The sequence below is a fragment of the Dactylosporangium sp. NPDC005555 genome, from assembly GCF_040605635.1.
Lineage (GTDB): Bacteria > Actinomycetota > Actinomycetes > Mycobacteriales > Micromonosporaceae > Dactylosporangium.
Genome location: NZ_JBEXDG010000016.1, coordinates 75,848 through 99,459 on the forward strand (window position 1 = coordinate 75,848; position 23,612 = coordinate 99,459).

Below are 23,612 nucleotides of genomic sequence, written 5' to 3' on the forward strand. Positions count from 1 at the left end.
GCTGCCGCTCATGCGGCAGCCGTCTCGACGGCTTCGAGCAGCGAGGACGCCACGGGCAGGCCGGTCGCCTTCAGCAGCGTCACGTCGGTGAAGCCGCCCGCGTACAGGACGCAGGTCGCGCCGAGGGACAGGGCGGCCTCGCCGTCGTCGACGGAGTCGCCGATCAGTACCACCGCGGCGGGGTCGATCTCGAGCGCTTCGAGGTGCCGCTGCAGGTAGGCGGCCTTGCGGTGGCCGCCGACGGTGCCGGGCAGGCCGTCGACGCGGACCAGGTGGGCGCCGAGGCCGTGCCGCTCGACCTCGATGAGCAGCTCGTCGTGGAAGAACATCGACAGCAACGACTGGGTGCCGGTCCAGCGGCCCATCGCCTCCAGCGCGTCGGGGGCGAGCCGCACGTCGGCCATGCCCAGCCGGTACGCGTCGTGGAACGCGTCGTCGAGCAGCTGGAACTCGATCTGCTCGACGGGCCGGGCCAGGACGTGCGCGTAGTAGTCGAGGATCGGCCGGCGGAAGTCGCGGCGGTGCTCCTCGGCGGTGATCACCGGGCCGCCGACGGTGGCCAGGCAGACGTTGGTGGCGTCGACGACGAGTTTCAGGTCGTCGAGGAGGGTCCCGTTCCAGTCCCAAACCAGGTGCTTCACGGCGCTGAGGATAGCCGTATGTCGCGCAGGAGCCTGTCCTCCTCGACACGCCAGTAGCCGTGCTCCTTGCCGTCGAGGAGGACGACGGGGATGCGGAAGCCGTACTCCTCCTCGAGGGCGTCGTCGCCGGTGATGTCGATCTCCGTCCAGCCCTCGCCGGTGGCGGCGGCGACCCGCTCGATCGCCTCTTTGGCGACGTCGCACAGGTGGCAGCCGGGTCGCGTGTACAGCGTGAGCCTCACCGCAGCGCCGCCTTCCGGATCTTGCCGGTGGCCGAGTGGGGCAGCTCGGCGACGAACTCGACCGCGGTCGGGCACTTGAACCTGGCGAGGTTGCGCTCGCAGTGCGCGATCAGCTCCTCGGCGGTCACCTGTGACCCGGGCTTCCGCACGACGACGACCTTGACGGTCTGGCCGGTGTACGGGTGGGGCACGCCCAGCGCGGCCGCCTCCACGACGGCGGGGTGCGCGGCGAGGACCAGCTCGACCTCGTGCGGGTAGACGTTGAAGCCGCTGACGAGGATCAGCTCGCCGAGCCGGTCGACGATGAACAGGTCGCCGTCCTCGTCGGCGTAGGCGACGTCGCCGGTGGCCCACCAGCCGTCGGCGTCCGGTGCGCCGTCGCCGCCGGGCCAGTAGCCGTCGAAGAGGTTCGCGCCGCGCACGACGATCTCCCCCGGGTCGGTGCGGACCTCGTCGTCCTCGTCGAGCAGGACCTCCTCGCCGCCGGCGTCGAGGAGCTTGAGCTCGACGCCGGGGATGGCGCGGCCGATGGAGCCGGGCTTCACCGTCCCGCTCGCGAGGGTGCTGGTGAGGACGGGGGCGGCCTCGGTCAGCCCGTACCCCTGATGCACCGGCTGACCGGTCGCCTCGACGAACCGGCGCTCGGCGGCGACGTCCAGCGGCGACGCGCCGCACACGGCGAGCCGGACCCCGGCCCAGGCGCGGGTGAGCCGCTCCCCCATCAGCGACCAGGCGATGAACATCGGCGGGACGCCGACGACGCCGGTGACGCCGTGCCGCTCGATGACCTGCAGGGAGTCGGCGGGGTCGAAGCGTTCGAGGAGGACGCCGCACGCGCCGTGGTAGGCGACCGCGCCGAGGCCGCTGTTCAGCCCGTACGCGTGGAAGAGCGGCACGGCGAGCAGCAGCGCGTCGTCGGGGCGGACCGGCGGCGGGTCGATCGCGGCGAGCTGCTCATGGTTGGCCAGCAGCGCCCGGTGCGACAGCATCGCGCCCTTCGGGGCACCCGCCGTGCCGGACGTGTAGAGCAGCAACGCGAGACCGCTGTCCGTTCTGTCGTGCTTCACCGGGCTCGGTTCGAGCAGCTCCCGCAGGTTCTGCCCCAGGGTGTACCTCCGGGCCGGCGACTCCACGGCGGCGGTCACGGTCTGGGTGCCCACCAGGACCGCGGCGCCGGAGTCGGTGAGCACGTGGGTGAGCTCACGCGCGGTGTAGGCGGGGTTGACCGGCACGGCGACGAGCCCGGCGCGCAGCGTCCCGAAGAACACCGCGGCGAACTCCGGCACGTTCGGCAGCGCGACCGCGACCCGGGCCGGGCCGCGCTCGTCGGCGGGCAGGCCGAGCCCGGCCAGGTGCGCGGCGACCGCGTCGACCTGCTCGTCGAGCTCGGACCAGGTGATCAACGTGTCGTGTGATCGCAGGGCCGGTCGAGCGCCGTTCGCAGCGGCGGCGCGACGGACCAGATCGGCGAAGTTGGTGACGTCCTGCACGATCGATCAGTCTGCCACGTCACGGGTGGGAGCTCGGCAACTGAGAGATCACCCGTCACCAATCACCCTGGGGTCACCCGGTGTTGTGCCAGGGTGCTTACGCCCCCGACACGCCGACTGAGTAAGGGTCCACTCGATCGTGTGCGTCGGGTGCGACAGACCTAAGTAAGTGCGGCGTGCCTTCGCACTGTTTGCCCAGATACTCGGCGTGTTGCACGGCGTGTCGCGACGAAGTGACGGACAGCATGTGCGCCGGGACGCCCCCGTTCTGTGGGAAGAATTGTGCCCTCACGCCAAAGACTGCCCACATGCGGGTGACGCCGGACCTATCATCACCCAAGTCAGCTCACCCCATTTGTTGCGAGTTGACACCCCTCACCCCGAGGAGGCCGAAGTGCCCGTGATCGCGCCGAATAGGCCTTGTGGTCTGGATTGCAACGAATGACCGCGATCCAGCACGTGTTCGACGCCGAGCACGCACTCACCGATGGGCTGTCGATGTTGCGCGACTCCGTGCGCGAGTCCGTACGCGACATGTTCAGCACGGTGATCCGTGGTGAAGGAGGCAGCGTCCCGCGGACAAGGGGCCGCCCCCACACCAACGAGGCACCCGCCCGTCAGGGTTCCGGTCAAGGTCCCGGCACGAACGTCAGACCGAACGCGGGCGCCAAGCCGTCGCCCGGCGGTGGCCTGATCGAGGACGACACGGTCCCGATCTCGAACGTCGCGGTCGCCGGCACGCTGGTCGACAGCGGTCCCGGCGGGTCCGGCGCACCCGAGACCCAGGAGCCGGCGCCGAAGCCGGCCCGGCCGGACCGCGGCGACCCCGCGTCGGAGGTGTGGGCGCTGATCGAACGCGCACAGGCCGGCGACGGGGCGGCGTTCGGGCTGCTGTACGACCGCTACTTCGACACCGTCTTCCGGTTCGTGTACTTCCGGGTCGGCAACCGGCAGCTCGCCGAGGACCTGACCGCCGACACGTTCCTGCGGGCGTTGAAGCGCATCGGCAGCTTCACCTGGCAGGGCCGCGACCTCGGCGCCTGGCTCGTCACGATCGCGCGGAACCTCGTCGCCGACCACTTCAAGTCCGGGCGCTACCGGCTGGAGGTCACCACCGGTGACGTCCTGGACGCCGACCGCCCCGACCGGGGACCGGAAGGCAGCCCCGAGGCCGCGGTCATCGACCACATCACCAACGTCGACCTGCTCAAGGCGGTCAAGCAGCTCAACCCGGAGCAGCAGGAGTGCATCGTGCTGCGCTTCCTGCACGGGTTCTCCGTCGCGGAGACCGCGCAGACCATGGGCAAGAACGAGGGTGCGATCAAGGCGCTGCAGTACCGCGCCGTCCGGGCCCTCGCGCGGCTGCTCCCCGACGGATTCCAGCCGTGACCGCTGTCACCTTCAGTTACAGTGCCCCGTTCGGCGCCGTAACCAGCTTCCGCTCTGCACCGTTGGTCCGGGTGCGACCGTCGGCTTGGCGCACGGCGGACGCGGTGGCACACCATCCCGCTACCCTGCCGCGCCTGAGTGACGCGATCAGCGAAGGGGGGTGCCTCAGGTGATCGGCTCCGTCTTCCACCGTCGTCGGGCTGAGCGTTTCGCACAGCTCATTGACGAGGCAGCAGGAGCCCGCAGGCACCGCATGAGGTCCACGCTCGACGACTCCCTGACCGAACTGGTCCAAGTCAGCCAACGGCTGACGGACCTGCCGGTCAAGGTGGAGACGCAGCAGGAGTTCAAGGACGGACTGCGGGCAATGCTCCTGGCCACAGCAGAACGTGAGGGCATCGGCATCACGGCCAAGGACCCTGAGCCCGAGGTGACCCGCCGGGGCGTGCGCTCCCTGCGCCGTCCCGCGGGCAGCAGGCCCGCGGTCAGCCGGCGGACCCGCACCCGCGGCGCGATCGTCGTCGGCCTCGCCGCCGGCACCCTCGCACTGTCGGGCATGTCCGCGGCGAGCGGCGACGCCATCCCCGGCGACGCCCTCTACTCGGTGAAACGGTCCACGGAGAAGGCCCAGCTGGCACTCGCCGGCTCGGACATCAGCCGCGGCCAGCTGTTCCTCGAGTTCGCGCGGACCCGGCTCGACGAGGCCCAGGCGGTGAAGGACCCGGCGGGTCTGTCCGCGGTCCTCGACGACATGGACAGCGAGACGCTCGAAGGGGTGCGTCTGCTGACCGCGACCGCCGTCAGCCGCAAGGACGCCGCCGCGCTCGATGCCATCGACGCGTTCGTCGGCACCCAGCACACCGGCGCCGAGAAGCTCCGTAACGGCGTCAACGGCGACGCCAGGACGCGGGCCGCCAAGTCCGTCACCCTGCTCGACGAGATCGACCGGCGCTCGAAGGCGATCCGCCCGCTGATCAAGTGCGGCGCCGGCGCGGTCTCCGCCGCCGACCAGCTCGGACCGGTGCCCAACAGCACCGCGTGCAAGCCGGCCGGTCAGAAGACCTCGGGCACCAACCAGCAGCCGGGCAACACCCAGCAGCAGAACAACCCTGGCCAGACCGGCACCCCCGCCGGCCAGCGTCCCGTCCCGAGCGGTTCCGCGACCGACAGCGGCTCGGCCACCGAGTCCGCGCCGGCGTCGCCGTCGCAGGGCCCCTCGCCTTCCCCCACGAAGGAGCAGGGTCTGCTGGACTGGCTGTTCGGCTGAGCCTGGAGCTGAGCTTTTGGTGAAGAAGGGCCCGGTGTCTGACACCGGGCCCTTCTCGTTGTTCCTGCCGGTACGGTTGGTCGAACATAAGAGGGGGTTCCAGCGCAATGCCGATCCGACCTTCGACCGCCGCGCTCGCCCTGCGGCGCCGCCGGCAGCCCGGCCGCATCGTGGCGTCTTCCCCCGCGGGCTGGGCCGTCGCCGAGGTCGAGGCCGCCCTCACCGTCCCCGCCGACCATGCGGCCGCCGCCTTCTTCGACGTCGACAACACGATGATGCAGGGCGCCTCCATCTACTACTTCGCCCGCGGCCTCGCGAAACGCCGCTACTTCACCAGCGGCGACCTGGTCCGCTTCGCCTACCAGCAGGCCCGCTTCCGCCTCCTCGCCTCCGAGCACGCCGGCACCGTCGCAGGCGCGAAGTCCGCGGCCCTCGCCTTCATCGCCGGCTGGCAGGTCGACGACATGGAGCGGCTCTGCGAGGAGATCTTCGACGAGCTCATGGCCGACCGCATCTGGTCCGGCACCCGCGCCCTCGCCCAGCTCCACCTCGACGCCGGCCAGCGCGTCTGGCTCGTCACCGCGGCCCCCGTCGAGCTCGGCCGCATCATCGCCCAGCGCCTCGGCCTCACCGGCGCCATCGGCACCGTCGCCGAGATCGTCGACGGTGTCTACACCGGCCGTCTCGTCGGCGACCTCATGCACGGTCCCGAGAAGGCCGACGCGATCACCGCGCTCGCCTCGGTCGAGGGCCTGGACCTCGCACGCTGCGCCGCCTACAGCGACTCCGTCAACGACACGCCCATGCTCTCCACCGTCGGCTACGCCGTCGCCGTCAACCCCGACCCTGCCCTGCGCCGCGAGGCCCGCAGACGAGGCTGGGAGATCCGCGACTTCCGCACCGGCCGCAAAGCCGCGAAGATCGTCGTCCCCGCCGCCCTGGCCACCGGCATGCTCGTCGGCGGCGTGGCCACCGCCGCCGCCCTCCGCCGCCGGCGCCTCCGCAGAAGCACTCCTCTTCCGTGATCCGGAAGACCTTGTGTCGCTCTGGCGATGAAAAGTCTTCCGGATCATGGGAAAACGGCGACGGCGCTCAGCTGGAGAAGGCGTCCGGGCGGCGGTCGAGGAGTTTGTAGAGGGTCTGCTGGATCGTCTCGCGGACCTGGTCGGCGAGGTTGAACACGACCATCGGGTCGTCGGCGGAGTCGATGAAGTCGGCGGTGGGGATGGGTTCGCCGAACTCGATGAGCCACTTGCTCGGCAGCGGGACCAGGCCGAGGGGGCCGAGCCACGGGAACGTCGGGGTCACCGGGAAGTAGGGCGCGCCCAGGAGGCGGGCGAGCGGGCGCAGGTTGCCGATCAGGGGGTAGATCTCCTCGGCACCGACGATGGAGACCGGGACGATCGGCGTGCCGGTGCGGACCGCCGCTGAGACGAAGCCGCCGCGGCCGAAGCGCTGCAGCTTGTACCGCTCGGCGAAGGGCTTGCCGATGCCCTTGAAGCCCTCGGGGAAGACGCCGACGAGTTCGCCCTCGCCGAGGAGGCGTTCGGCGTCGGGGTTGCACGCGAGGGTCGCGCCGGACTTGCGGGCCATCTCGGACAGCACAGGCAGGCGGAAGACCAGGTCGGCGCCGAGCAGCCGCAGGTGGCGGCGGGAAGAGGTCTCGTCGTGGACGGCGACGGAGAGCATCAGGGCGTCCAGCGCGACGGTGCCGGAGTGGTTGGCCACGACGAGCGCCGGGCCCTCCTTCGGCAGGTGCTCGACGCCGAAGACCTCGGTGCGGAACCACTGGTTGTACAGAGGGCGCAGCAGCGGCAGGAACACGCCGTCGGTCAGGTGCCGGTCGAATCCGAAGCCGTCGACCTCGTAGTCGCCGGTGAGCCGCTCGCGGAGAAACGCCAGCGCCCCGGCGACCCGGTCGTCCCACTGGTCCGGCAGGCCCCCGTCCGCGGCGGAATCAGCGCCCGCGCGAGCGGCAGCGCTCCCGGGAGAAGCGTCCGCGCGAGCAGCAGCGCCCCTGGGAGAAGCGCCCGCGGAAGAGACAGCGCCCGAGGGAGCGGCGGCGGGAGAGGCGGCGGCAGCGCCCGAGGGAGCGGGAGAGGCGGCGGCAGAAGCGGAGCCTGTGGAAGGGGCAGCGGAAGACGCGGAGGCAGCGCCCGCGCGAGAGGCAGCGGCAACGCCGGTGTCCACAGAAACAGACGCAGAAGCAGGGGCAGCGTCCGCGACACCTGGACCCGGCACGCCAGGGTCCGCGAGACCGGGATCAGTCATGTGTTGCCCGCCTCCAGGGCGGCGCGTGCCGCACGGGTCCGTCGGAAGCCTTCGAGCAGGGTCTGTTCGAGGGCGCGGATGCGGTCGGCCGGCAGCGCCTCGCCGGACCGGCGGCTGCGGACGAACTCGTCGAAGGCTTCCGCGGTGGTCCGGGGGGTGAAGCCGAACTCCCGGATGAGTCTGGTGGTGTCGACGACCCGGCCGTGCACGAACAGGTCGAGCTGGTCCAGCGACACGTTGCCGCGGCCGAGGCCGGCGGCAATGCCCAGGCCGGGCTCGACGACCGGCATGGTGATCCGGCCGGCGCGGCGGACGGCCTGCGACAGGGTCAGGGTGCCGCCGCCGGCGACGTTGAAGGTGCCGGGGTGCGTCTCGACCACGGAGCGGTGCAGGACCTCGAACGCATCGTCGACGTGCAGGAACTGCAGTCGCGGGTCGCGGCCGAAGACGGTCGGGACCACGGGCGCGGCGAAATACCTCGTCAGGCTGGTGTCGACGGTCGAGCCGATGAACGGCGCGAAGCGCAGCACGGTGGCGCCCACGTCGGGGCGGCGGCGGCGGAAGCCACGGACGTAGCCCTCGATGTCGAGGACGTCCTTGGCGAAGCCGCCGCGCGGGATCTCCCGGGGCTCGGTGTCCTCGGTGAAGATCGCCGGGTCGCGGAAGGACGCGCCGTAGGCCGCGGTGGAGGAACGCACGACCAGCTTGCGCAGCCGGGACGCCTGCTGGCAGGCGGCGAGCAGCTGCATCGAGCCGATGACGTTGAGCTCTTTCATCGCGGCGCGACCGCCGTGCTGATCGGCCGCGGTGGTGACCGCGAGGTGCGCCACCGCCTCGACCCGGGCGTCGACAATCACCCGCAGCACCCCCGGGGTGCGCAGGTCGACCTGGTGCACGTCGACATCCTTGAGCACCGCGGCGAGGTCACCCGACGGTGCTGTGCTGTCGATGCCGACGACCCGCTCGATCCGTGGATCAGCGGCGAGCCTGGCGGCCAGATGCGCGCCCAGATAGCGGCCCACCCCTGTCACCAGGACAACCCTTGGCGTACTCACGCGACTCCTCTAGATGCCAAAATCCCCTAGATGCGAGTGCGTGCGAGCCGGGGCGGACCGCCGACGCGCCGCTACTTGCCGAGACGACGACGCTGGACGCGGGTCTTGCGCAGCAGCTTGCGGTGCTTCTTCTTGGCCATACGCTTGCGGCGCTTCTTGACCACCGAGCCCATACGGGTATCTCCTCGAAACAGCGGAACGCGTGCCATCGCTGGCACGCCGAAGACATGGTTAGCGGCTCCAGCGTAGCCGCATCCCCGCGCGATCGGAAAAGCGGGTCCACCAGTGAGGTGGTTTACGCCGTTTCGCGGAACGCTTCGCGCAGGTAGGCGTCGACCGCGTGCTCGGGCACCCGGAAGGATCTGCCGACCCGCACGGCGGTGAGATCCCCGGCGTGGACCAGCCGGTAGACGGTCATCTTCGAGACCCGCATGAGGGTGGCCACCTCGGCGACCGTGAGGAACCTGACCTCGCCCAACCGGCCTTCGGTGGTGTGTGGCGTGCTAGACATCGCAACCTCCGACCAGCTGCTCGCCGAACTGATGAATCAGCGTGTTATCAGTACGGTAACGGTACTGCTGTGACTTGCGCCCCGGCTTCGTCGGAATCTTTCCCGTCAAGGTCAAGTTACTCGGTGCGCAGCGCCACGACGGGGTCGAGACGGCCGGCCCGCTGTGCCGGGACCACGCCGAAGATGATGCCGACGGCGGCGGAGACCCCGAAGGCCAGGGCGAGCGACCACCAGGTGATCGCCGCCGGCACCGGCGACAACGCGGCAACGACAAGGGCGGCGCCGATGCCCAGTCCCATCCCGATGAAGCCGCCGAGCGTGGTGAGCAGCACCGCCTCGAGCAGGAACTGCACGCCGATGTCGCGGGGTCTGGCGCCGACCGCCTTGCGCAGACCGATCTCCTTCGTCCGCTCCCGGACGGAGACGAGCATGATGTTGGAGACGCCGACCCCGCCGACGAGCAGGGAGATGCCGGCGATCGCGGCGAGGACACCGGTGAGCACGCCGAGGATGTCGCCGAGCACGCCGAGGATCTGCTCCTGCGTGACGGCGCTGAACTCGGTGCCGGGGTGGCGGCGGCCGAGCTCGGCGATGATGCGGGCGCTGAGATCGTTGATCTCTTCCCGGTTCGGCGCCTTGATCGCGATCCCGTCGACGCGGTTGGTGCCGAGCAGGCGTTGCGCGGTGGTGATCGGGACGTGGACCTCGTTGTCGCGGTCGACGCCGAGGCTCTGCCCGAGCTGCGCGAAGACCCCGATGACGCGGAAGCGCACGCCGGCGATGGTGATCTGCTGGCCGACGGCGTCGCGCTCGCCGAACAGCGTCTTCGCCACGCGCCACCCGAGGACCGCGACCCGGCGGGACGTGTCGACGTCGCTGCGGCTCAGGTACGTGCCACGCGCCAGGCTGCGGACGAACACCTGCGGCGTGGTCTCGATGACGCCGTTGATCGTGGCGAACGTGTCGACGTTGCCGGCCGCGACGGTCTCGCCCGAGGCGACGGTGACGGCGACCCGGTTGCGGTCCCCGACGATCTTCGACACGGCGTCGACGTCGGAGAGGTCCATCCGCGACACCGACGGCGCCGAGCCGAGGCTCACCTGCCCCGGCAGGACGATGAGCAGGTTCGAGCCGAGCCCTTCGACCTGCTGTTCGATCTGTTGTTTGGTGCCGGTGCCGATGGCGACCAGGACCACCACGGCGGCGACGCCGATGATCACGCCGAGCATGGTCAGCGTCGAGCGGAGCCGGTTGGCACGCAGCGCGTCGATGGCGACGCGCCACGCCTCGGCGAACCTCATGACGCCGGCACGATCTCGCCGTCGCGCATGACGATCTTGCGGTGGGCGCGGTCGGCGACCTCGTTGTCGTGGGTGACGACGACGAGCGCGACGCCCTGCTCGCCGTTGAGCGCTTCCAGCAACGCGAGGACCGCCTGCCCGTTGCGGGTGTCGAGGTTGCCGGTCGGCTCGTCGGCGAGCAGCACCTGCGGGTCGGTGACCAGCGCGCGGGCGATCGCGACCCGCTGCTGCTCGCCGCCGGACAGCTGGTTGGGCCGGTGGTCGAGGCGGTGACCGAGCCCGACCCGCTCCAGCATCGCGGCCGCCCGTCGGCGCCGTTCGGAGGCGCGCATGCCCCGGTAGACCAGCGGCAGCGCGACGTTGTCGACGGCGCTGGTACGCGCGAGCAGATGGAACGACTGGAAGACGAACCCGATCGTCTCGTTGCGCAGCTTCGCCAGGTCCTGCGGGTCGAGGCCGGAGACGTCGCGGCCGCCGATCTCCAGCGTCCCGGTCGTGGGCCGGTCCAGGCCGCCGAGCAGGTGCATGAGGGTCGACTTGCCGGAGCCCGACGGGCCGATGATCGCGACGTAGTCACCGGCGTCGACGGTGAAGCTGACCCCGCGCAGCGCCGGGACGGTGACGCCGTCGAGGGCGTACTCCCGGGTCACGTCGCGCGCGAGCAGGGCCGCGGTCATCGGGGCAGGTCCATGCCCTGCTTGACCTTGTCGGTGCCGCGGACGACGACCCGGTCGCCGTCGGCGACGCCGCTGAGCACCTGGACCCGGTCCTGGCCGGAGACGCCGACGCTGACGGGTGCCTGGACCGCCTTGCCGTCCCTGACGAGCCACACGACGTCCTTGCCGGCGACGTTGAACACGGCCGCCGCGGGCACCGTCACCGCGTCGCTGATCTGGCGGACCCGCAGGTGCGCGACCGCGTTCATGCCGGGGCGGGGTGCCGGGGCGGGCCGGCCGTCGGCGAAGGCGCCTCCGCTGAGGGTGAGCCTCGACCGGTACGACACGCCGCCGCGTGCCGACGTCGACGGCAGGACGTCCGCGGACGTGACCGTCGCGGAGTAGGTGGCGCCGGGCGCGGCGTCGAGCTCGACCTCGGCGGTGACGCCGGGCTGGACGAGCAGCACGTCGGTCTCGTCGATCTCCGCCATGAGCCCGAGCTGCGACACGTCGACGACGGTGAGGATCGCGGTCCCGGCGCTCACCTGGCCGCCGACGGGGACGGCCGGGTCGACGCCCGGGCCGGCGGCGCCCGCCGGGCCGCCGGGCGCCGCGCCACCCGCCGGAAGCGCGGAGCCGGCCGCGCCGAGCAGGTCGGTGATCGACGGTGCCGACGCGGCCGACGTGCCGCCGAGCTGGACGACCCCGGCGACCGGGGCCCGCAGCGTCAGCGCGTCGACGGTGGACTTCGCCAGGTCGTACGCCGCCTGCGCCTGGCTGCGCTGGGCCGCCGTCAACGCCGCCATGGCCTTCGTCACGCTGGCCAGGCCGCGCTGGACCGCGGTGATCACCGCACGGGCGGACGCGGCGGCCTCCTGGTAGGACCTCTCGGCGAAGTCGATCTGGGCCAGGAGCCCGGCTCGTACCGTGGCATCGGCGATCACCTGGGCGGCCTTGCGGGCCTCGCCGAACGCCCGGGCCGCGGCGTCGTCGGTCTTCTTCTGCGTCGCGGAGAGGCCCTTGACCCCGCCTCCGCCACCGCCGGCGCCCTTGAGCGCTTCGAGGGCCTCCTCAGCGCCGCGCAGCCGCTGCTGGGCGGACGGGGAGTCGACGACGGCCAGGACCTGCCCGGCCTGGACCGTGTCGCCGGGGCGCACCGCGAGGGTGGCAAGGGTGCCGTCGGCCGCCGCGGTCAGGGTCGCCGCGGCCCGGGCGGTGACGGTCGCCGGCGCGTCGACGACCTCGACGACGTCACCACGGCCGGCGGTGCCGAGCCCGATGTCGTCGACCTCCTCGGAGCAGGACGCGCCGGTGAGGGAGAAGACCGTGAGGACGGCGACCAGCAACTGAACACGCGGGGGAACGCGATTCACGCCCGTAAGTCTGCCACGGGCTCTTAGATGTGGTTGCGCACGTACTTCACGCAGTCGGTGGACACGTTGTCCCACGACACGCCGTAGACCTTCGTCGCGGCGGTGTCGAGCGGCTCACCCTGCCTGGCGGTGAGGTCGAAGAACTCCAGCATCTTCGCCTCGCCGAAGCGCTCCGCCATCCGGTTGACCGCCAGGTACGCCACGCCGTACCGGCCGCTGACGTCGGCGGAGCTGGTGCCCTCCGGCGGGTCGTCCATCGCGATCTCGTTCGCCCAGCGGCCGCTCTGCACGTACTTGCGGACCGTCGCGACGTCGTCGAACTTGCCGCCGATGCCCTGCACGCGCACGTACTCGGCGATGCCCTCGACGAGCCACCACGTCTGGTCGTAGGCGCGGGCGACCTTCGACAGCGTCACGACGTGCGTGAACTCGTGCCGTAGCACGTCCAGGGTCTCCTTCACGTCGACCCGGTTGGCGTTGAGCACGATCTCGGTCGCGTCGGCGGTCAGCGGCAGCGCGAACCCGGCGACCCAGCTCTCCTGCCGGATGCCGTACCAGGTCGACCACTCATCGGGCCCGGCGAGGTAGACGACGTACCGCGACGGCGGCGGCGCCCACTTCGAGTAGCGGTCCGACAGCTCAGCGGCCTTCTCCGCCGCGTTGAGCATCGTGGTGAGGCGCGACGCGTACTTCGGGGTCGTCGCCATGATGACCCGCTTGCCGACGGCGACCCTGAGCTCGCTGCGCTCCCACGGCCGCGGGCCGAGGTCCTCGGCGACGCCGAACTCGAGCAGCTTCACCCCGTCGGCGGTGACGTTCCACTTCGTCTTCGTCTCGAGGTTCATCGGGTCGCAGGTGTCGACGACATAGCAGTACCGGACGTAGACGATCACGTCGGCGGTGTTGTCGCCGGCGACCTTGACCGCGTCCAGGACCGTCGGCTCCCACACCTTCACCTGGAGCTGCCGCAGCGAGTCGAACCGTCTGGTGAGCTCCTCGCGCAACGCGCCCGCGGACGGGTCGACGGCCGCGACGAACCCGGCGGCGTCGCCCTTGAGCAGCGCCGCGCCCTGGTCGGTGAGGGCCTGCTTGACCTTGCCGTCCACCGACGTGGGCGGGGTCTTCGGGGAGCCGCTCGCGCCGGGCCGGGCGTCGGTCTGCTCGGGGTTGCGGGCGCCCGGGGCGACGTCCTGGGCGCCGCCGGCGGCGGTCCGCTCCCGGCGGACGGTCTCGAACGCGATCGCCGCCGGCGGCGTCACCAGCACCAGCGCGAGCGCCACCAGCAGCGCCGCGCGCAGCCCGGTGATCCTTCCCCGCTTCGGCGGGACCTGCGGCGGATACGGCTGCGGGTAGGGCGACTGGTAGCCGTACTGCTGCGGGATGTGCCGCGGCGGATACATCAGCGGCCCGGCCTGCGAGGGCACCCCGAGGTGCGGGCCGGACGGCGGCGCGAAGCCGGGCTCGTTCCGCTGCTGCTGCTGCGGTACGACGGGGAACTGCCCCGTCTGGTGCGGCCCCTGCGGCTGCGGTACCAGCGGGAACTGCGCCGTCTGGTGCGGTCCTGGCTGCTGCGGGACGTGCTGCTGCGGGACGACCGGGTGCTGGCCGGTGTTGCCGGTGCCGCCCATCCGCGGCGGCTGCACGACCGGGTGCTGGCCGGTGTCACCGATCCGCGGCTGCACGATCGGGTGTTGACCGGTGTTGCCCATCCGCGGCGGGAACGGCCCGGCCGGCGGCCAGGGCGCGACCGGCTGCGCCGACGTCCGCGGCCACTGCGGCACGGTCAGCGGCTGCGGCGACGGCGAGTCCGGCGCCACCCACATCGGGGCGGCGACGGGCTCGGGCTCCGATTCGAAGGCGGGACGCGGCCGGGGCAGCGGGGGACGCGCGGAGACCGGGTCCGGTGCGGTGTCCGGTCCGTTGGTCGCGTCAGCCTCATCCCCCTGCATCACTGCCGGAACGTACGCGACCCGGTCAAGGCGGCGCGTCGCCCGTACGGACGAGATGCAGGGTAAGGCCGTAACTTTCCGGAATGTCCGCTATCGCTTCGTAGCGACCGCTCTGGCGAGAAATCCGAGGTTGGCGGGGCGTTCGGCCAGCCGCCGCATCATGTACGCATACCACTGGGTGCCGTACGGAAGGTAGACCCGCACGGTGTACCCGAGCCGGGCGAGGCGCAGCTGTTCGTCGGGGCGCACGCCGTACAACATCTGGATCTCGAACTCGTCGGGGTTGCGGTCGAACCATTTGGCCCGGTCCTCACCGATGGCGACCAGCCGGGGGTCGTGCGTGGCGATCATCGGATAGCCCGAGCCGGCCATCAGGACGTTGAGGCAGCGCACGTACGACTTGTCGACGTCGAGGCGGGACTGGTAGGCCACCGACTCGGGCTCCTTGTAGGCGCCCTTGCACAGCCGGACGCGGGAGCCACTGACGGCCAGCTCGCGACAGTCGGCCTCGGTGCGGCGCAGGTAGGACTGCACGACGGCGCCGGTGGTCGGGAAGTCGGCGCGCAGCCGGCCGAGGACCTCCAGGGTCGAGTCGGTCGTCGTGTGGTCCTCGGCGTCGAGGGTGACGGTGGTGCCGGCCTCGCTCGCCTTGGCGCAGATCGCGCGGGCGTGCTCATAGGCGAGCTTCTCGTCGAAGACCTGGCCGAGCGCGGAGAGCTTCAGGCTGACCTCGGCGGCCGGGGTCAGCTCGGCGGCGTGCAGGGCGTCGAGCAGCCGCAGGTATTCGTCCCGGGTCGCCTCGGCCTGCTGGGGGTTGGTGGTGTCTTCGCCCAGGTGGTCGATGGTGACGGCCAGTCCGTCGGCGACGAGCTCGCGGGTGCGTCGCAGCGCGTCCTCCACGTGCTCACCGGCGATGAAACGGCGAACGATGCTCCGGCTGACCGGGGCGGTTTCAACGATTCGCTCGACCCGATGTGAGCGGGCGGCGGCGAGGATGACCGATCTGAGCATGTGCCGAGCGTAGACAGAACCACACGCCCGCGGTGACGCCTGGTCGCCAGTGTGGCATTTCTTGACTACCTTGGTCGGGTGGACTTCGACGCGTATGCGCGGACCGCTGTCGACATCGTCAACGCGCCGCTCGAAAGCATGCAGGATCTCGCCGCGCTGTTCGGCGAGGACAGTTGGCAGACCGCCGAGGCGACGGAACGCGACCTCATCGCGTTCCGGCGTGCCCGCAAGCGGCTGCGGGAGGTGTTCGAGCACGGCTCTTCCGGCCGCGACATGGCCGCCGTCGCCGAGCTCAACGCGCTGCTGGAGGCATATCCGATGCAGCCGCGCATCTCCGGTCACGACACCCACGACTGGCATATGCACGTCACCGGTCGCGGATCGTCGGTCAGTTCGGAGCTGCTCGCCGGGGCGGCGTGGGGCCTGGCGGTGTGGCTGTGCGAGCACGGCAGTTCCAGGTTCGGCGTGTGCGCGGACGAGCGCTGCGGCAACGTCTACCTGGACACGTCGTCCAACTGCTGCCGGCGCTTCTGCTCGGAGCGGTGCGCGACCAGGTCGCACGTCGCTGCGCACCGGGCGCGCAAGCGTGCCGCCGAAACCGGCGCCGCACCCGCACCGTCGCAGGTCGCAGTCGGCGAGGCCGATCGGGCCGTCGTGACCGCGTAAGTGCTGGAAACCGCCACGGACGCTGCCGACTTCGGCATATCTTGCGTGTTGTGGTTCGCTTCACCGCGCGCCCGGCCTGCCCGAGCTGTCGGACATGTCGGGCGGTCGGGTCAGGGCGATGTTGGGGCGTGACTTCCGTTCGCGGCCCTCGACACCCGGGCACGCGCCGGATCACAACGCCCTACGAAGGAGAAACAGCACCATGGCACAGGGAACCGTGAAGTGGTTCAACGCTGAGAAGGGCTTCGGCTTCATCAGCGTCGACGGCGGCAACGACGTCTTCGTCCACTTCTCCGCCATCACCGAGGACGGCTACCGCAGCCTCGACGAGAACCAGCGCGTCGAGTTCGAGATCAAGCAGGGCCCGAAGGGCCCCCAGGCCGAATCCGTCCGCAAGCTCTGACCGTCGAGACTTCACGGCCCGGCGCGCGACTCGGCGTGCCGGGCTTTTTCCCGCCCCGCCGACATCTCGACGCCGCCCCACCGCCTCGCCTCGGCTCGGCCGGACCGGTCGCCGGTCTTCCCGGTCGGTTCCAGCGCCGCGCAGGGCACTTTCCCGTCGGACAAATACGATATGTCGGATAAGTCTGGCGCTTGCGCCGGACTTATCCGGGGGTGACGGCGAGCGCCGGACTTGCCCAGGGACCTCTGTCAGACCTTGCTCGGGGCGGCGGTCGGGGTGGTGGCCAGGTGCCTGCGGGCGAAGCGCAGGGACTCCGCGAGGTCGGCTTCCCGCTCAGTCCTGCTGCTCGCCTTGCGGGTGCCGACCTCGACCGCGACCGACCCGGTGAAGCCGCGCCGGCCCAGCGACTCCAGCAGCTCGGCGCACGGCTGGGTGCCCCGGCCGGGGACCAGGTGCTCGTCGCGGCCCTTGCCGGTGCCGTCGCCGAGGTGGACGTGGGCCAGGCCCGCCGCCATCGTGTCGGCCAGCGCGATCGCGTCGGTCCGTGACGCCGCGCAGTGGGACAGGTCCAGGGTGTAGGCGTCGAAGCCGGTGATCGTGGGATCCCAGCCCGGCGCGTACGGCACGAACTCCCGGCCGACGCCGCGCAGCGGGAACATGTTCTCCACCGCGAACCGGATCCCGGGGAACTGCCTGCCGAGCTTGGTCAGGCCGGTTTCGAACGTCCGTGCGTATTCCCGCTGCCAGGCGAACGGCGGGTGGACCACGACGACGGGCGCGCCGAGGGTGTCGGCGAGCATCGCGGCCCGCCGCAGCCGCTCCCACGGGTCGGGGCTCCACACCCGCTGGGTCACCATCAGGCAGGGCGCGTGCACCGATCGGACCGGCACGCCGTAGTGCTTCGACAGGCCGGCGAGGGCGCCCGCGTCCTGGCTCACCGCGTCGGACCAGACCATGACCTCGACGCCGTCGTAGCCGACGGCGGCGGCCATCTCGAACCCGGCCGCGGTCGGCTCGGGGAAGACGGACGAGGTGGACAGCAGCACCGGCACTCGAGGGCTCACTCCCCCAGGCTAGCCCGCGTGCCCTAACGTCTCCCGTCGATCAACTGGACTCCAGTACTTCCAACCGGCGAAGAATCACCCCTTCGCGCAGTGCCCACGGGCAGATCTCGACCTCGTCGATGCCGAGGTTGCGCATCGTCACCTCGGCCACGACCGCGCCGGCGAGGATCTGATGGGCGCGGCCCGGGCTGACCCCGTCGATCTCGGCGAGGGCCGCCGACGGCATCCTCCGGATGAACGAGAGCACCTGGTGCAGCCCCACCCTGGTCAGCTTCCGCGGTGCGCGGGGCCCGGCGGACGAAGGCGCCGCGCCGGCCAGCCGGGCGAGGGTCCGAAACGTCTTCGAGGTGGCCACGGGCCGGTCCCAGCCCGCGTCCAGGAGCCGCTTGACCGGCTTCGCGACCTCGGCCTCCGCGTATTCGCACAGCGCCTCGACCGACGCCCTGGTCGGCGGGTCGCCGTCGATGCGGTCTCGGGTCAGCCGTCCCGCGCCGAGCGGCACCGACAGTGCCACGTCGGGCTCCTCGTCGATGCCGGTCGCCAGCTCCAGCGAGCCGCCGCCGATGTCCATCACCAGCAGCCGCCCGGCGGACCAGCCGAACCAGCGGCGCACCGCCAGAAACGTCATGATCGCCTCGGCCTCGCCCGACAGGACCTGCAGGTCGACGCCCGTCTCCTCGCGGACCCTCCGCAGCACTCTCGCCGAGTTTTTCGCGTCTCGCACCGCCGACGTCGCGAACGCCAGAAGGTCGTCGGTCTCCAGACCGGCCGCCGCGTCGCGCGCCTCCGCACACGCGGCGACGAGACTGTCGGCGCCGGCCTTGCTGAGCTCGCCGTCCTTGCCGATCCTCTCCGCGAGCCGCAGCTCCGCCTTCTGCGAGTGCGCGGGCCACGGATGTGCGCCGTGATGGGCGTCGACCACCAACAGGTGGACCGTGTTGGATCCGACGTCGAGCACACCGAGCCGCATCCCTTCACCGTAATGCCGCTACAGGACGCGTACCCTTCGTCAAATGGAGATTCACGTCGCGGTCGACCGCATCGGCGACTCCGAAGCGCCCCGTGACCTGGAGGTCGATCTCGACTTCCCGCGGGAGTTCCTGGAGTTCTACGACCCCGCCGACGCCGACCACCTCGTGCGCGCCGACCTCACCTGGCTGCTGTCCAACTGGACGTGCGTCTACGGGCAGGGCTGCCACGGCATCATCGAGGGCAAGGCCGAGGAGGGCTGCTGCTCGCACGGCGCGTTCTTCACCGACGCCGACGACGAGAAGCGGGTCCGCGCCGCCGCGAAGCGCCTCGGCCCGGAGCACTGGCAGCACTACCGCCGCGGCTTCAAGAACTACACCGAATGGGACACCATCGACGGCGAGTCGAAGGCCCTGCGCACCGCGACCCGCCCCGGCGCCGGCTGCGTCTTCCAGAACGACACCGACTTCGCCGGCGGGGGCGGCTGCGCCCTGCACGGCCAGGCGCTCCGCGACGGCGTACACCCCCTGGAATACAAGCCTGACGTCTGCTGGCAGCTGCCCGTGCGCCGCGACCAGGACTGGCGCAAGCGGCCCGACGGCACGAAGATCCTCGTCTCCACGCTGGGCGAGTTCGACCGCCGCGGCTGGGGCGAGGGCGGCCACGACCTGCACTGGTGGTGCACGTCCTCCCCGGAGGCACACGTCGGCGCGAAGCGGCTCTACCAGGAGTACGAGGCGGAGCTCGTCGCCCTCATCGGCCGCTCCGCCTACGCGAAGCTCGCCGACCTGTGCGCGGAGCGCGCGAAGCAGGGCATGGTCGCCCCGCACCCGGCGACGACCGTCGCCCTGACCCTCCTGCCGACCCGCCTGGCCTGACAGGCGAGCACGCGCGGACCGGCTCAGTCCTCGTCGGCCGGCGGGTGGGGCCGGGAGCCGGTGCGGCGGGCCCTGGAGAACAGGGAGTAGCCGACGGCGGTCAGGGACAGGCCGATGAGCATGCTGGGCAGGGCCTCGGGCCAGTCCGAGCGGGTGATCGCGGTCCAGGCCGAGCTGGCGGCGAGGATCGCGCCGACCAGCATCATGATCGTCCCGGCGGGGCCGGAGTTGAAGCTGCGCACCCCCGGAAACGCTACGGGTCGGCGGTGTCGAGTGTGTGACAACGCGGGAACCCGGCGGCGGCGACGCCCCGCGGTGCAATAGGTTCGTCTGGTGACCGAAGAGATCTTCCCCGGCGTGGAGCTGGGTGAGGGCACCGTGGTGGAGCCCGGTGCGCGGATCGGGGTGCCGCCCCGCGGCGCGGCGCCCGGCGAACTGCCGACGATCATCGGGCCGGGGAGCCGGATCCGGTCCGGGACCGTGATCTACGCGGGGGCGCGGATCGGGGCGCGGTTCCAGTCCGGGCACGGGGCGATGATCCGGGAGAACAACGTCATCGGCGACGGGTGCTCGGTGGGCACCAACGCGGTCCTCGAACCGGGCAACCGGATCGGCGACGGGAGCCGGGTGCACTCGCACTGCTTCCTGGAGAACGTGACGCTCGGCCGCAGGGTGTTCCTCGGCCCCGGTGTCGTGTTCACCGACGACCCGCACCCGCCGTGCCCGCGGTACGACGAGTGCGTGGGCGGCGCCACGGTCGAGGACGACGCCTCGATCGGCGGCAACGCGACGATCCTGCCCGGTGTCCGGATCGGCGCCCGGTCGCTGGTCGGCGCGGGGTCGGTGGTGACCCGGGACGTGGCACCGGACACCGTCGTCGCCGGCAGCCCGGCGCGGGAGAAGCGCAAGACCTCGGAGCTGGTGTGCATGCCCGGGCACTACGCCAAGCCGTACGAGTGGCGTGAGGCACTCGACTCGTAGCACGCCGGCCTCAAGTCGGCGGACGATCGGCCGAACGTGAAGGCGTGACCCTGCCCGCGATCAACGCTCTGGTCGACGTGGTGCTGATGGACGGCGAGGCCTATCAGTCCCGCGTCGAAGACATGACCGGCAAGCGGCTGACCGTCGCCGCGCCGTTCGGCGTCAACGGCACCGACATGCCGAAGCTCGGCACCTCCGTCGAGCTGGCCTGGGTGGCGGGCGACCGGCGGCAGGCCGTCGACGTGCGGCTGGTCGAGCTCAGCAAGGAGCAGCCGCCGCGCTGGTCGCTGGAGGCCGTCGGGTCGGTGCGGCTGCAGACCAGGCGCAACTACGTGCGCGGTGGCGGCGGCGAGGCCGTGGAGGTCAGCAGGGACGGCACGGCGTTCCGCGGGCGGGTCATCGACCTGTCCGAGGGCGGCGTGCGGTGTCGGCTGCACGAGGACCGCTTCGACCGGGACGACCGGGTCGACCTGCGGATCGCGCTCGACGAGGAGACGATCGCGATCCGCGGCACGGTCCTGTTCGTCCGCCGCGACCCCGAGAACGACGCCTTCGACGTGATCATCACGTACGAGACGACCGAGATCATGGGCCGGGCGATCCGCGGCTACGTCCTCCGGCGCGAGATGGAAGAGCGCCGAAGGGCCCGCGAGTCAGTGGCGAACGCTGGATAGAGCTTGCGTGCCCGGAGCCCGGACATCCCGTTGACCTTGGAGACTTTGTCTCGTCGGAGGCAGCCAAAGTCTCCAAGGTCAACTCGGTGGCCATACAGACGGGACCGGACCCGCCGCTTGCGGTGGGGCAGCTAGTGACAGCCGGCCTACGGCTCGAACTTGTAGCCGAGGCCGCGGACGGTGACGATGAAGCGCGGAGCCGAGGGCTCCGGCTCGATCTTCGAGCGCAGCCGCTTGACGTGCACGTCGAGGGTCTTGGTGTCGCCCACGTAGTCGGCGCCCCAGACGCGGTCGATCAGCTGGCCGCGGGTGAGGACCCGGCCGGCGTTGCGCAGCAGCAGCTCGAGCAGTTCGAATTCCTTCAGCGGCAGCTGCACGGCGTCGCCGGCGACCGTGACGACGTGCCGGTCGACGTCCATGCGGACCGGCCCGGCGGACAGCGTCGGCGGGGCGAGCTCGCCGGGCGCGTCGACCTGCCGGCGCAGCACCGCTCGGATGCGGGCGACCAGCTCGCGCGGCGAATACGGCTTGGTGACGTAGTCGTCGGCGCCGATCTCCAGGCCGACGACCTTGTCGATCTCGCTGTCCCGGGCCGTGATCATGATGATCGGCACGTTGGACTTGGTCCGCATCTGGCGGCAGACCTCGGTGCCCGACATCTCCGGCAGCATCAGGTCGAGCAGGACGATGTCCGCTCCGGTGCGGTCGAACTCGGTGAGAGCCTCGGTGCCGGTCGCCGCGATGGAGACCTCGAAGCCCTCCCTGCGAAGCATGTACGACAACGGGTCGGAGATGGACTCTTCGTCCTCGACCACGAGTACGCGCGCCAACGTGCTGTCCTTTCGTAGCTGCCGGGGAGCCGCACTGCGCTGCGAACCGCGGGTCTGATGTTGCGATTGGGTCACGATCATGGAGCCCCTCCGATCTCAGCGGACGGCGGTATCGCCAGCGCGGCCTCCGTCGGACGCGCGGGAAGCCGCAGGGTGAACGTCGAGCCAACTCCGACACTGCTGACCACGTCGACGCGGCCGCCGTGATTGGTGGCGATGTGCTTGACGATCGCCAGGCCAAGGCCGGTGCCGCCGGTCGCCCGGGAGCGGGCGCGGTCGGCCCGGTAGAAGCGCTCGAAGATCCGGTCGATGTCCCGCGGCTCGATGCCGATGCCCTGGTCGGCGACCACGATCTCGATGAGGCCGGCCTCCTCGCGGGTCGTGACGGTGACCGTCGTCGACTCCGGCGAGTAGGCGATCGCATTCTCCACGAGGTTGACCACGGCGGTGACCAGCTGATTCTCGTTGCCGTAGACGATCAGGCCGCGCGGGCCGTCGGAGGCGACCTCGATCTTCTTGGCGGCGCCGGGCGTCTTCGTGCGGTCGAGCACCTCGACGAGGATCTTGTCGACGTCGACGGGCTCGGGCTCGGGCAGTGGCTCGGCGCCCTGCAGCCGCGACAGCTCCAGCAGCTCCGAGACGAGCCGGCCGAGCCGGGCCGACTCGTGCTTGATCCGCTCGGCGAACCGGATCGCGGCGGCGGGGTCCTGGTCGGTCGCGTCCAGCAGCGCCTCGGCGAGCAGCTGCAACGCCCCGACGGGGGTCTTGAGCTCATGGCTGACGTTGGCGACGAAGTCGCGGCGGACCCTGGCGACCCGGTGCGACTCGGTGACGTCGGCGGCCTCGATCGCGACCCGGCCGCCGTCGAGCGAGACCGCCCGCACGTTGACGCCGAGCGGGTCGCCGTGGGTGAGGCGGGGCAGGTCGAGCTCGACCACCCTGGTCACCCCGTTGCGCCGGACCTGGGCGGCGAGGGTGCGCACGATGGTGTGCGCCTCCTCAGGCGCGCCCTGACGCTGCCGGATGAGACCCATCTCGCGGGCCGCCGCGTTGGCCAGCACGGGCCGGTCGGTCTCGTCGAGGACGACGACACCGACGAGCAACGCGTCGAGGATCTCGGTCATCGCCGAGTCCATCGCCGCGCTGTCAGCCTTCGACTGCCGGAACTTCCAATCCACGACCTGATGGTAGGAGGTCGCTTACCCGACGGACGGTGGTCCAGGGCACGAAACGGGCTCACATCACCCAGTGTTCACCCTCGCGCGGGATGAAGTTCACCGGCCACGTCCACGTGCGACCTACGGTGAGGGACACCACGATAGGAGAACTATGCGCGACGAATACCGTGCCGACCTGCTGCAGGTCAACCGTCTACTGGTGTCGATGGCGGACGCCGTCCGCAGCGCGATGGTCCGCGCCACGAAGGCGCTGCTCACCGCCGACCAGACCGAGGCCGAGGAGGTCGTGGCCCGCGACGCGGAGGTCAACGCCCTCTACCGGCTCGTCGAGGACAAGGTCTACGACCTCTGCGCCCGCCAGGCGCCGGTCGCCTCCGACCTGCGCGTCGTGCTGACCGCGCTGCACCTCGCGACCGACCTCGAGCGCATGGGCGACCTCGCCGACCACGTCGCGAAGACGGCGCTGCGCCGGCTGCCCGACGTCGCCGTCCCGGTCGCGCTGACCGAGACGTTCGAGCAGATGGGGCTGGTCGCCGACCGGATCGCGGGCAAGATCTCGCGCGCGATCTCCAACCTCGACGTGGTCGCCGCCGGCCAGCTGGACCGCGACGACGACGAGATGGACAAGCTGCACACCAGCCTGTTCGAGAGCATGTTCGGCCCGAAGTGGACCGAGAGCACCCAGGCCGCGGTCGACACGGCGCTGCTCGGCCGCTTCTACGAGCGCTACGCCGACCACGCGGTCAACGCCGGTCGGCACGTGGTGTTCCTCGTCACGGGCGAGGCGTTCGACACAGCGCAGGCATAGCGCGG

At 71.3% G+C, this 23,612-nt stretch carries 24 protein-coding genes and 2 pseudogenes; 9 read left to right on the forward strand and 17 right to left on the reverse strand.

Features of this window, described 5'->3' with window-relative positions; genetic code table 11:
* Positions 1 to 8 precede the first annotated feature (8 nt).
* Genes ABZS58_RS20025 through ABZS58_RS20035 form a run of 3 tightly spaced genes read right to left on the reverse strand, consistent with a single transcriptional unit; the run spans position 9 to position 2,373 of the window.
* Positions 9 to 653 carry an HAD hydrolase-like protein gene (locus ABZS58_RS20025; protein ID WP_354783643.1) on the reverse strand — a complete coding sequence of 215 codons (645 nt, stop codon included), beginning with the start codon at positions 651 to 653 and terminating at the stop codon, positions 9 to 11.
* Positions 638 to 883 carry a glutaredoxin family protein gene (locus ABZS58_RS20030; RefSeq protein ID WP_354783463.1) on the reverse strand — a complete coding sequence of 82 codons (246 nt, stop codon included), beginning with the start codon at positions 881 to 883 and terminating at the stop codon, positions 638 to 640. Before ABZS58_RS20030 ends, ABZS58_RS20025 begins: the two co-directional genes overlap by 16 nt.
* Positions 880 to 2,373 (reverse strand): AMP-binding protein, encoded by a 1,494-nt coding sequence (locus ABZS58_RS20035; protein ID WP_354783465.1) that lies wholly within the window; start codon positions 2,371 to 2,373, stop codon positions 880 to 882. The genes ABZS58_RS20030 and ABZS58_RS20035 overlap by 4 nt, the downstream gene beginning before the upstream one ends.
* A gap of 534 nt (positions 2,374 to 2,907) precedes the next feature.
* Here ABZS58_RS20035 and ABZS58_RS20040 point away from each other — a divergent pair.
* From ABZS58_RS20040 to ABZS58_RS20050, 3 genes and pseudogenes are all read left to right on the forward strand, one after another.
* Positions 2,908 to 3,762 (forward strand): sigma-70 family RNA polymerase sigma factor, encoded by an 855-nt coding sequence (locus ABZS58_RS20040; protein WP_354783645.1) that lies wholly within the window; start codon positions 2,908 to 2,910, stop codon positions 3,760 to 3,762.
* 169 nt (positions 3,763 to 3,931) lie between these two features.
* A pseudogene (locus ABZS58_RS20045) lies at positions 3,932 to 4,795 on the forward strand (DUF5667 domain-containing protein); the annotation flags it as partial.
* Positions 4,796 to 5,136: 341 nt separating this feature from the next.
* The gene (locus ABZS58_RS20050; RefSeq protein ID WP_354783467.1) at positions 5,137 to 6,054 is read left to right on the forward strand and encodes an HAD-IB family hydrolase; all 918 of its coding nucleotides are present in this window, start codon (positions 5,137 to 5,139) and stop codon (positions 6,052 to 6,054) included.
* A 67-nt stretch (positions 6,055 to 6,121) separates the two neighbouring features.
* Here the strand turns inward: ABZS58_RS20050 and ABZS58_RS20055 are convergent, their stop codons facing one another.
* The 9 genes and pseudogenes from ABZS58_RS20055 to ABZS58_RS20095 form a co-directional block, all read right to left on the reverse strand.
* On the reverse strand, positions 6,122 to 6,967 hold the full coding sequence (locus ABZS58_RS20055) for a lysophospholipid acyltransferase family protein (protein WP_354783647.1): 846 nt from the start codon (positions 6,965 to 6,967) through the stop codon (positions 6,122 to 6,124).
* Between the two features lie 329 nt (positions 6,968 to 7,296).
* On the reverse strand, positions 7,297 to 8,355 hold the full coding sequence (locus tag ABZS58_RS20060; protein WP_354783469.1) for an NAD-dependent epimerase/dehydratase family protein: 1,059 nt from the start codon (positions 8,353 to 8,355) through the stop codon (positions 7,297 to 7,299).
* 71 nt (positions 8,356 to 8,426) lie between these two features.
* Complete coding sequence (locus ABZS58_RS20065; RefSeq protein WP_007465623.1) at positions 8,427 to 8,528, reverse strand: AURKAIP1/COX24 domain-containing protein; 102 nt, start codon at positions 8,526 to 8,528, stop codon at positions 8,427 to 8,429.
* 122 nt (positions 8,529 to 8,650) lie between these two features.
* A complete protein-coding gene (locus ABZS58_RS20070; RefSeq protein ID WP_033363444.1) occupies positions 8,651 to 8,866 on the reverse strand; it encodes a helix-turn-helix domain-containing protein in 216 nt (71 codons plus the stop codon).
* A 116-nt stretch (positions 8,867 to 8,982) separates the two neighbouring features.
* A complete protein-coding gene (locus ABZS58_RS20075) occupies positions 8,983 to 10,167 on the reverse strand; it encodes an ABC transporter permease (RefSeq protein ID WP_354783471.1) in 1,185 nt (394 codons plus the stop codon).
* Positions 10,168 to 10,175: 8 nt separating this feature from the next.
* Positions 10,176 to 10,844: pseudogene (locus tag ABZS58_RS20080) on the reverse strand (ABC transporter ATP-binding protein); the annotation flags it as partial.
* A complete protein-coding gene (locus tag ABZS58_RS20085; RefSeq protein WP_354783649.1) occupies positions 10,841 to 12,250 on the reverse strand; it encodes an efflux RND transporter periplasmic adaptor subunit in 1,410 nt (469 codons plus the stop codon). The gene ABZS58_RS20085 and the pseudogene ABZS58_RS20080, both read right to left, overlap by 4 nt.
* A complete protein-coding gene (locus tag ABZS58_RS20090; protein WP_354783473.1) occupies positions 12,220 to 14,148 on the reverse strand; it encodes a hypothetical protein in 1,929 nt (642 codons plus the stop codon). The genes ABZS58_RS20085 and ABZS58_RS20090 overlap by 31 nt, the downstream gene beginning before the upstream one ends.
* An 87-nt stretch (positions 14,149 to 14,235) precedes the next feature.
* Entirely contained in the window at positions 14,236 to 15,156 is a 921-nt protein-coding gene (locus ABZS58_RS20095; RefSeq protein WP_354783475.1) for a proline dehydrogenase family protein, read from the reverse strand.
* Positions 15,157 to 15,234: 78 nt separating this feature from the next.
* On the opposite strand from ABZS58_RS20095, the gene ABZS58_RS20100 reads away from it, so the two are divergent.
* Both ABZS58_RS20100 and ABZS58_RS20105 read left to right on the forward strand, forming a co-directional pair.
* Positions 15,235 to 15,822: a CGNR zinc finger domain-containing protein gene (locus ABZS58_RS20100; RefSeq protein WP_354783477.1), complete on the forward strand. Its 588-nt coding sequence runs from the start codon at positions 15,235 to 15,237 to the stop codon at positions 15,820 to 15,822.
* 202 nt (positions 15,823 to 16,024) lie between these two features.
* Positions 16,025 to 16,225: a cold-shock protein gene (locus tag ABZS58_RS20105; protein WP_354783479.1), complete on the forward strand. Its 201-nt coding sequence runs from the start codon at positions 16,025 to 16,027 to the stop codon at positions 16,223 to 16,225.
* A 248-nt stretch (positions 16,226 to 16,473) separates the two neighbouring features.
* Here the strand turns inward: ABZS58_RS20105 and ABZS58_RS20110 are convergent, their stop codons facing one another.
* A complete protein-coding gene (locus tag ABZS58_RS20110; RefSeq protein WP_354783481.1) occupies positions 16,474 to 17,289 on the reverse strand; it encodes a sugar phosphate isomerase/epimerase family protein in 816 nt (271 codons plus the stop codon).
* A gap of 40 nt (positions 17,290 to 17,329) precedes the next feature.
* Positions 17,330 to 18,259 (reverse strand): Ppx/GppA phosphatase family protein, encoded by a 930-nt coding sequence (locus ABZS58_RS20115; RefSeq protein ID WP_354783483.1) that lies wholly within the window; start codon positions 18,257 to 18,259, stop codon positions 17,330 to 17,332.
* Between the two features lie 43 nt (positions 18,260 to 18,302).
* Here ABZS58_RS20115 and ABZS58_RS20120 point away from each other — a divergent pair, with 43 nt between their 5' ends.
* On the forward strand, positions 18,303 to 19,136 hold the full coding sequence (locus ABZS58_RS20120; protein ID WP_354783485.1) for a hypothetical protein: 834 nt from the start codon (positions 18,303 to 18,305) through the stop codon (positions 19,134 to 19,136).
* A gap of 23 nt (positions 19,137 to 19,159) precedes the next feature.
* On the opposite strand, the gene ABZS58_RS20125 is transcribed toward ABZS58_RS20120, so the two are convergent.
* Entirely contained in the window at positions 19,160 to 19,378 is a 219-nt protein-coding gene (locus ABZS58_RS20125) for a hypothetical protein (protein ID WP_354783487.1), read from the reverse strand.
* A gap of 91 nt (positions 19,379 to 19,469) precedes the next feature.
* Here ABZS58_RS20125 and ABZS58_RS20130 point away from each other — a divergent pair, with 91 nt between their 5' ends.
* Positions 19,470 to 20,117 carry an acyltransferase gene (locus ABZS58_RS20130; RefSeq protein WP_354783489.1) on the forward strand — a complete coding sequence of 216 codons (648 nt, stop codon included), beginning with the start codon at positions 19,470 to 19,472 and terminating at the stop codon, positions 20,115 to 20,117.
* A 44-nt stretch (positions 20,118 to 20,161) separates the two neighbouring features.
* Entirely contained in the window at positions 20,162 to 20,791 is a 630-nt protein-coding gene (locus ABZS58_RS20135) for a PilZ domain-containing protein (protein ID WP_354783491.1), read from the forward strand.
* Between the two features lie 146 nt (positions 20,792 to 20,937).
* Here the strand turns inward: ABZS58_RS20135 and ABZS58_RS20140 are convergent, their stop codons facing one another.
* Entirely contained in the window at positions 20,938 to 21,621 is a 684-nt protein-coding gene (locus ABZS58_RS20140) for a response regulator transcription factor (protein WP_354783493.1), read from the reverse strand.
* A gap of 77 nt (positions 21,622 to 21,698) precedes the next feature.
* Positions 21,699 to 22,757: an ATP-binding protein gene (locus ABZS58_RS20145; protein WP_354783650.1), complete on the reverse strand. Its 1,059-nt coding sequence runs from the start codon at positions 22,755 to 22,757 to the stop codon at positions 21,699 to 21,701.
* A 193-nt stretch (positions 22,758 to 22,950) separates the two neighbouring features.
* Here ABZS58_RS20145 and phoU point away from each other — a divergent pair, with 193 nt between their 5' ends.
* Complete coding sequence (gene phoU / locus ABZS58_RS20150) at positions 22,951 to 23,607, forward strand: phosphate signaling complex protein PhoU (RefSeq protein WP_354783495.1); 657 nt, start codon at positions 22,951 to 22,953, stop codon at positions 23,605 to 23,607.
* Positions 23,608 to 23,612 lie beyond the last annotated feature (5 nt).

Bases quoted from the DNA above. Each gene is read 5' to 3' on its own strand.
- ABZS58_RS20040 (WP_354783645.1), top strand. From the start codon at position 2,908: ATGTTCAGCACGGTGATCCGTGGTGAAGGAGGCAGCGTCCCGCGGACA.
- ABZS58_RS20050 (WP_354783467.1), top strand. From the start codon at position 5,137: ATGCCGATCCGACCTTCGACCGCCGCGCTCGCCCTGCGGCGCCGCCGG.
- ABZS58_RS20065 (WP_007465623.1), bottom strand. From the start codon at position 8,528: ATGGGCTCGGTGGTCAAGAAGCGCCGCAAGCGTATGGCCAAGAAGAAG.
- ABZS58_RS20070 (WP_033363444.1), bottom strand. From the start codon at position 8,866: ATGTCTAGCACGCCACACACCACCGAAGGCCGGTTGGGCGAGGTCAGG.
- ABZS58_RS20075 (WP_354783471.1), bottom strand. From the start codon at position 10,167: ATGAGGTTCGCCGAGGCGTGGCGCGTCGCCATCGACGCGCTGCGTGCC.
- ABZS58_RS20095 (WP_354783475.1), bottom strand. From the start codon at position 15,156: ATGCTCAGATCGGTCATCCTCGCCGCCGCCCGCTCACATCGGGTCGAG.
- ABZS58_RS20105 (WP_354783479.1), top strand. From the start codon at position 16,025: ATGGCACAGGGAACCGTGAAGTGGTTCAACGCTGAGAAGGGCTTCGGC.
- ABZS58_RS20115 (WP_354783483.1), bottom strand. From the start codon at position 18,259: ATGCGGCTCGGTGTGCTCGACGTCGGATCCAACACGGTCCACCTGTTG.
- ABZS58_RS20120 (WP_354783485.1), top strand. From the start codon at position 18,303: ATGGAGATTCACGTCGCGGTCGACCGCATCGGCGACTCCGAAGCGCCC.
- ABZS58_RS20145 (WP_354783650.1), bottom strand. From the start codon at position 22,757: ATGGACTCGGCGATGACCGAGATCCTCGACGCGTTGCTCGTCGGTGTC.
- phoU (WP_354783495.1), top strand. From the start codon at position 22,951: ATGCGCGACGAATACCGTGCCGACCTGCTGCAGGTCAACCGTCTACTG.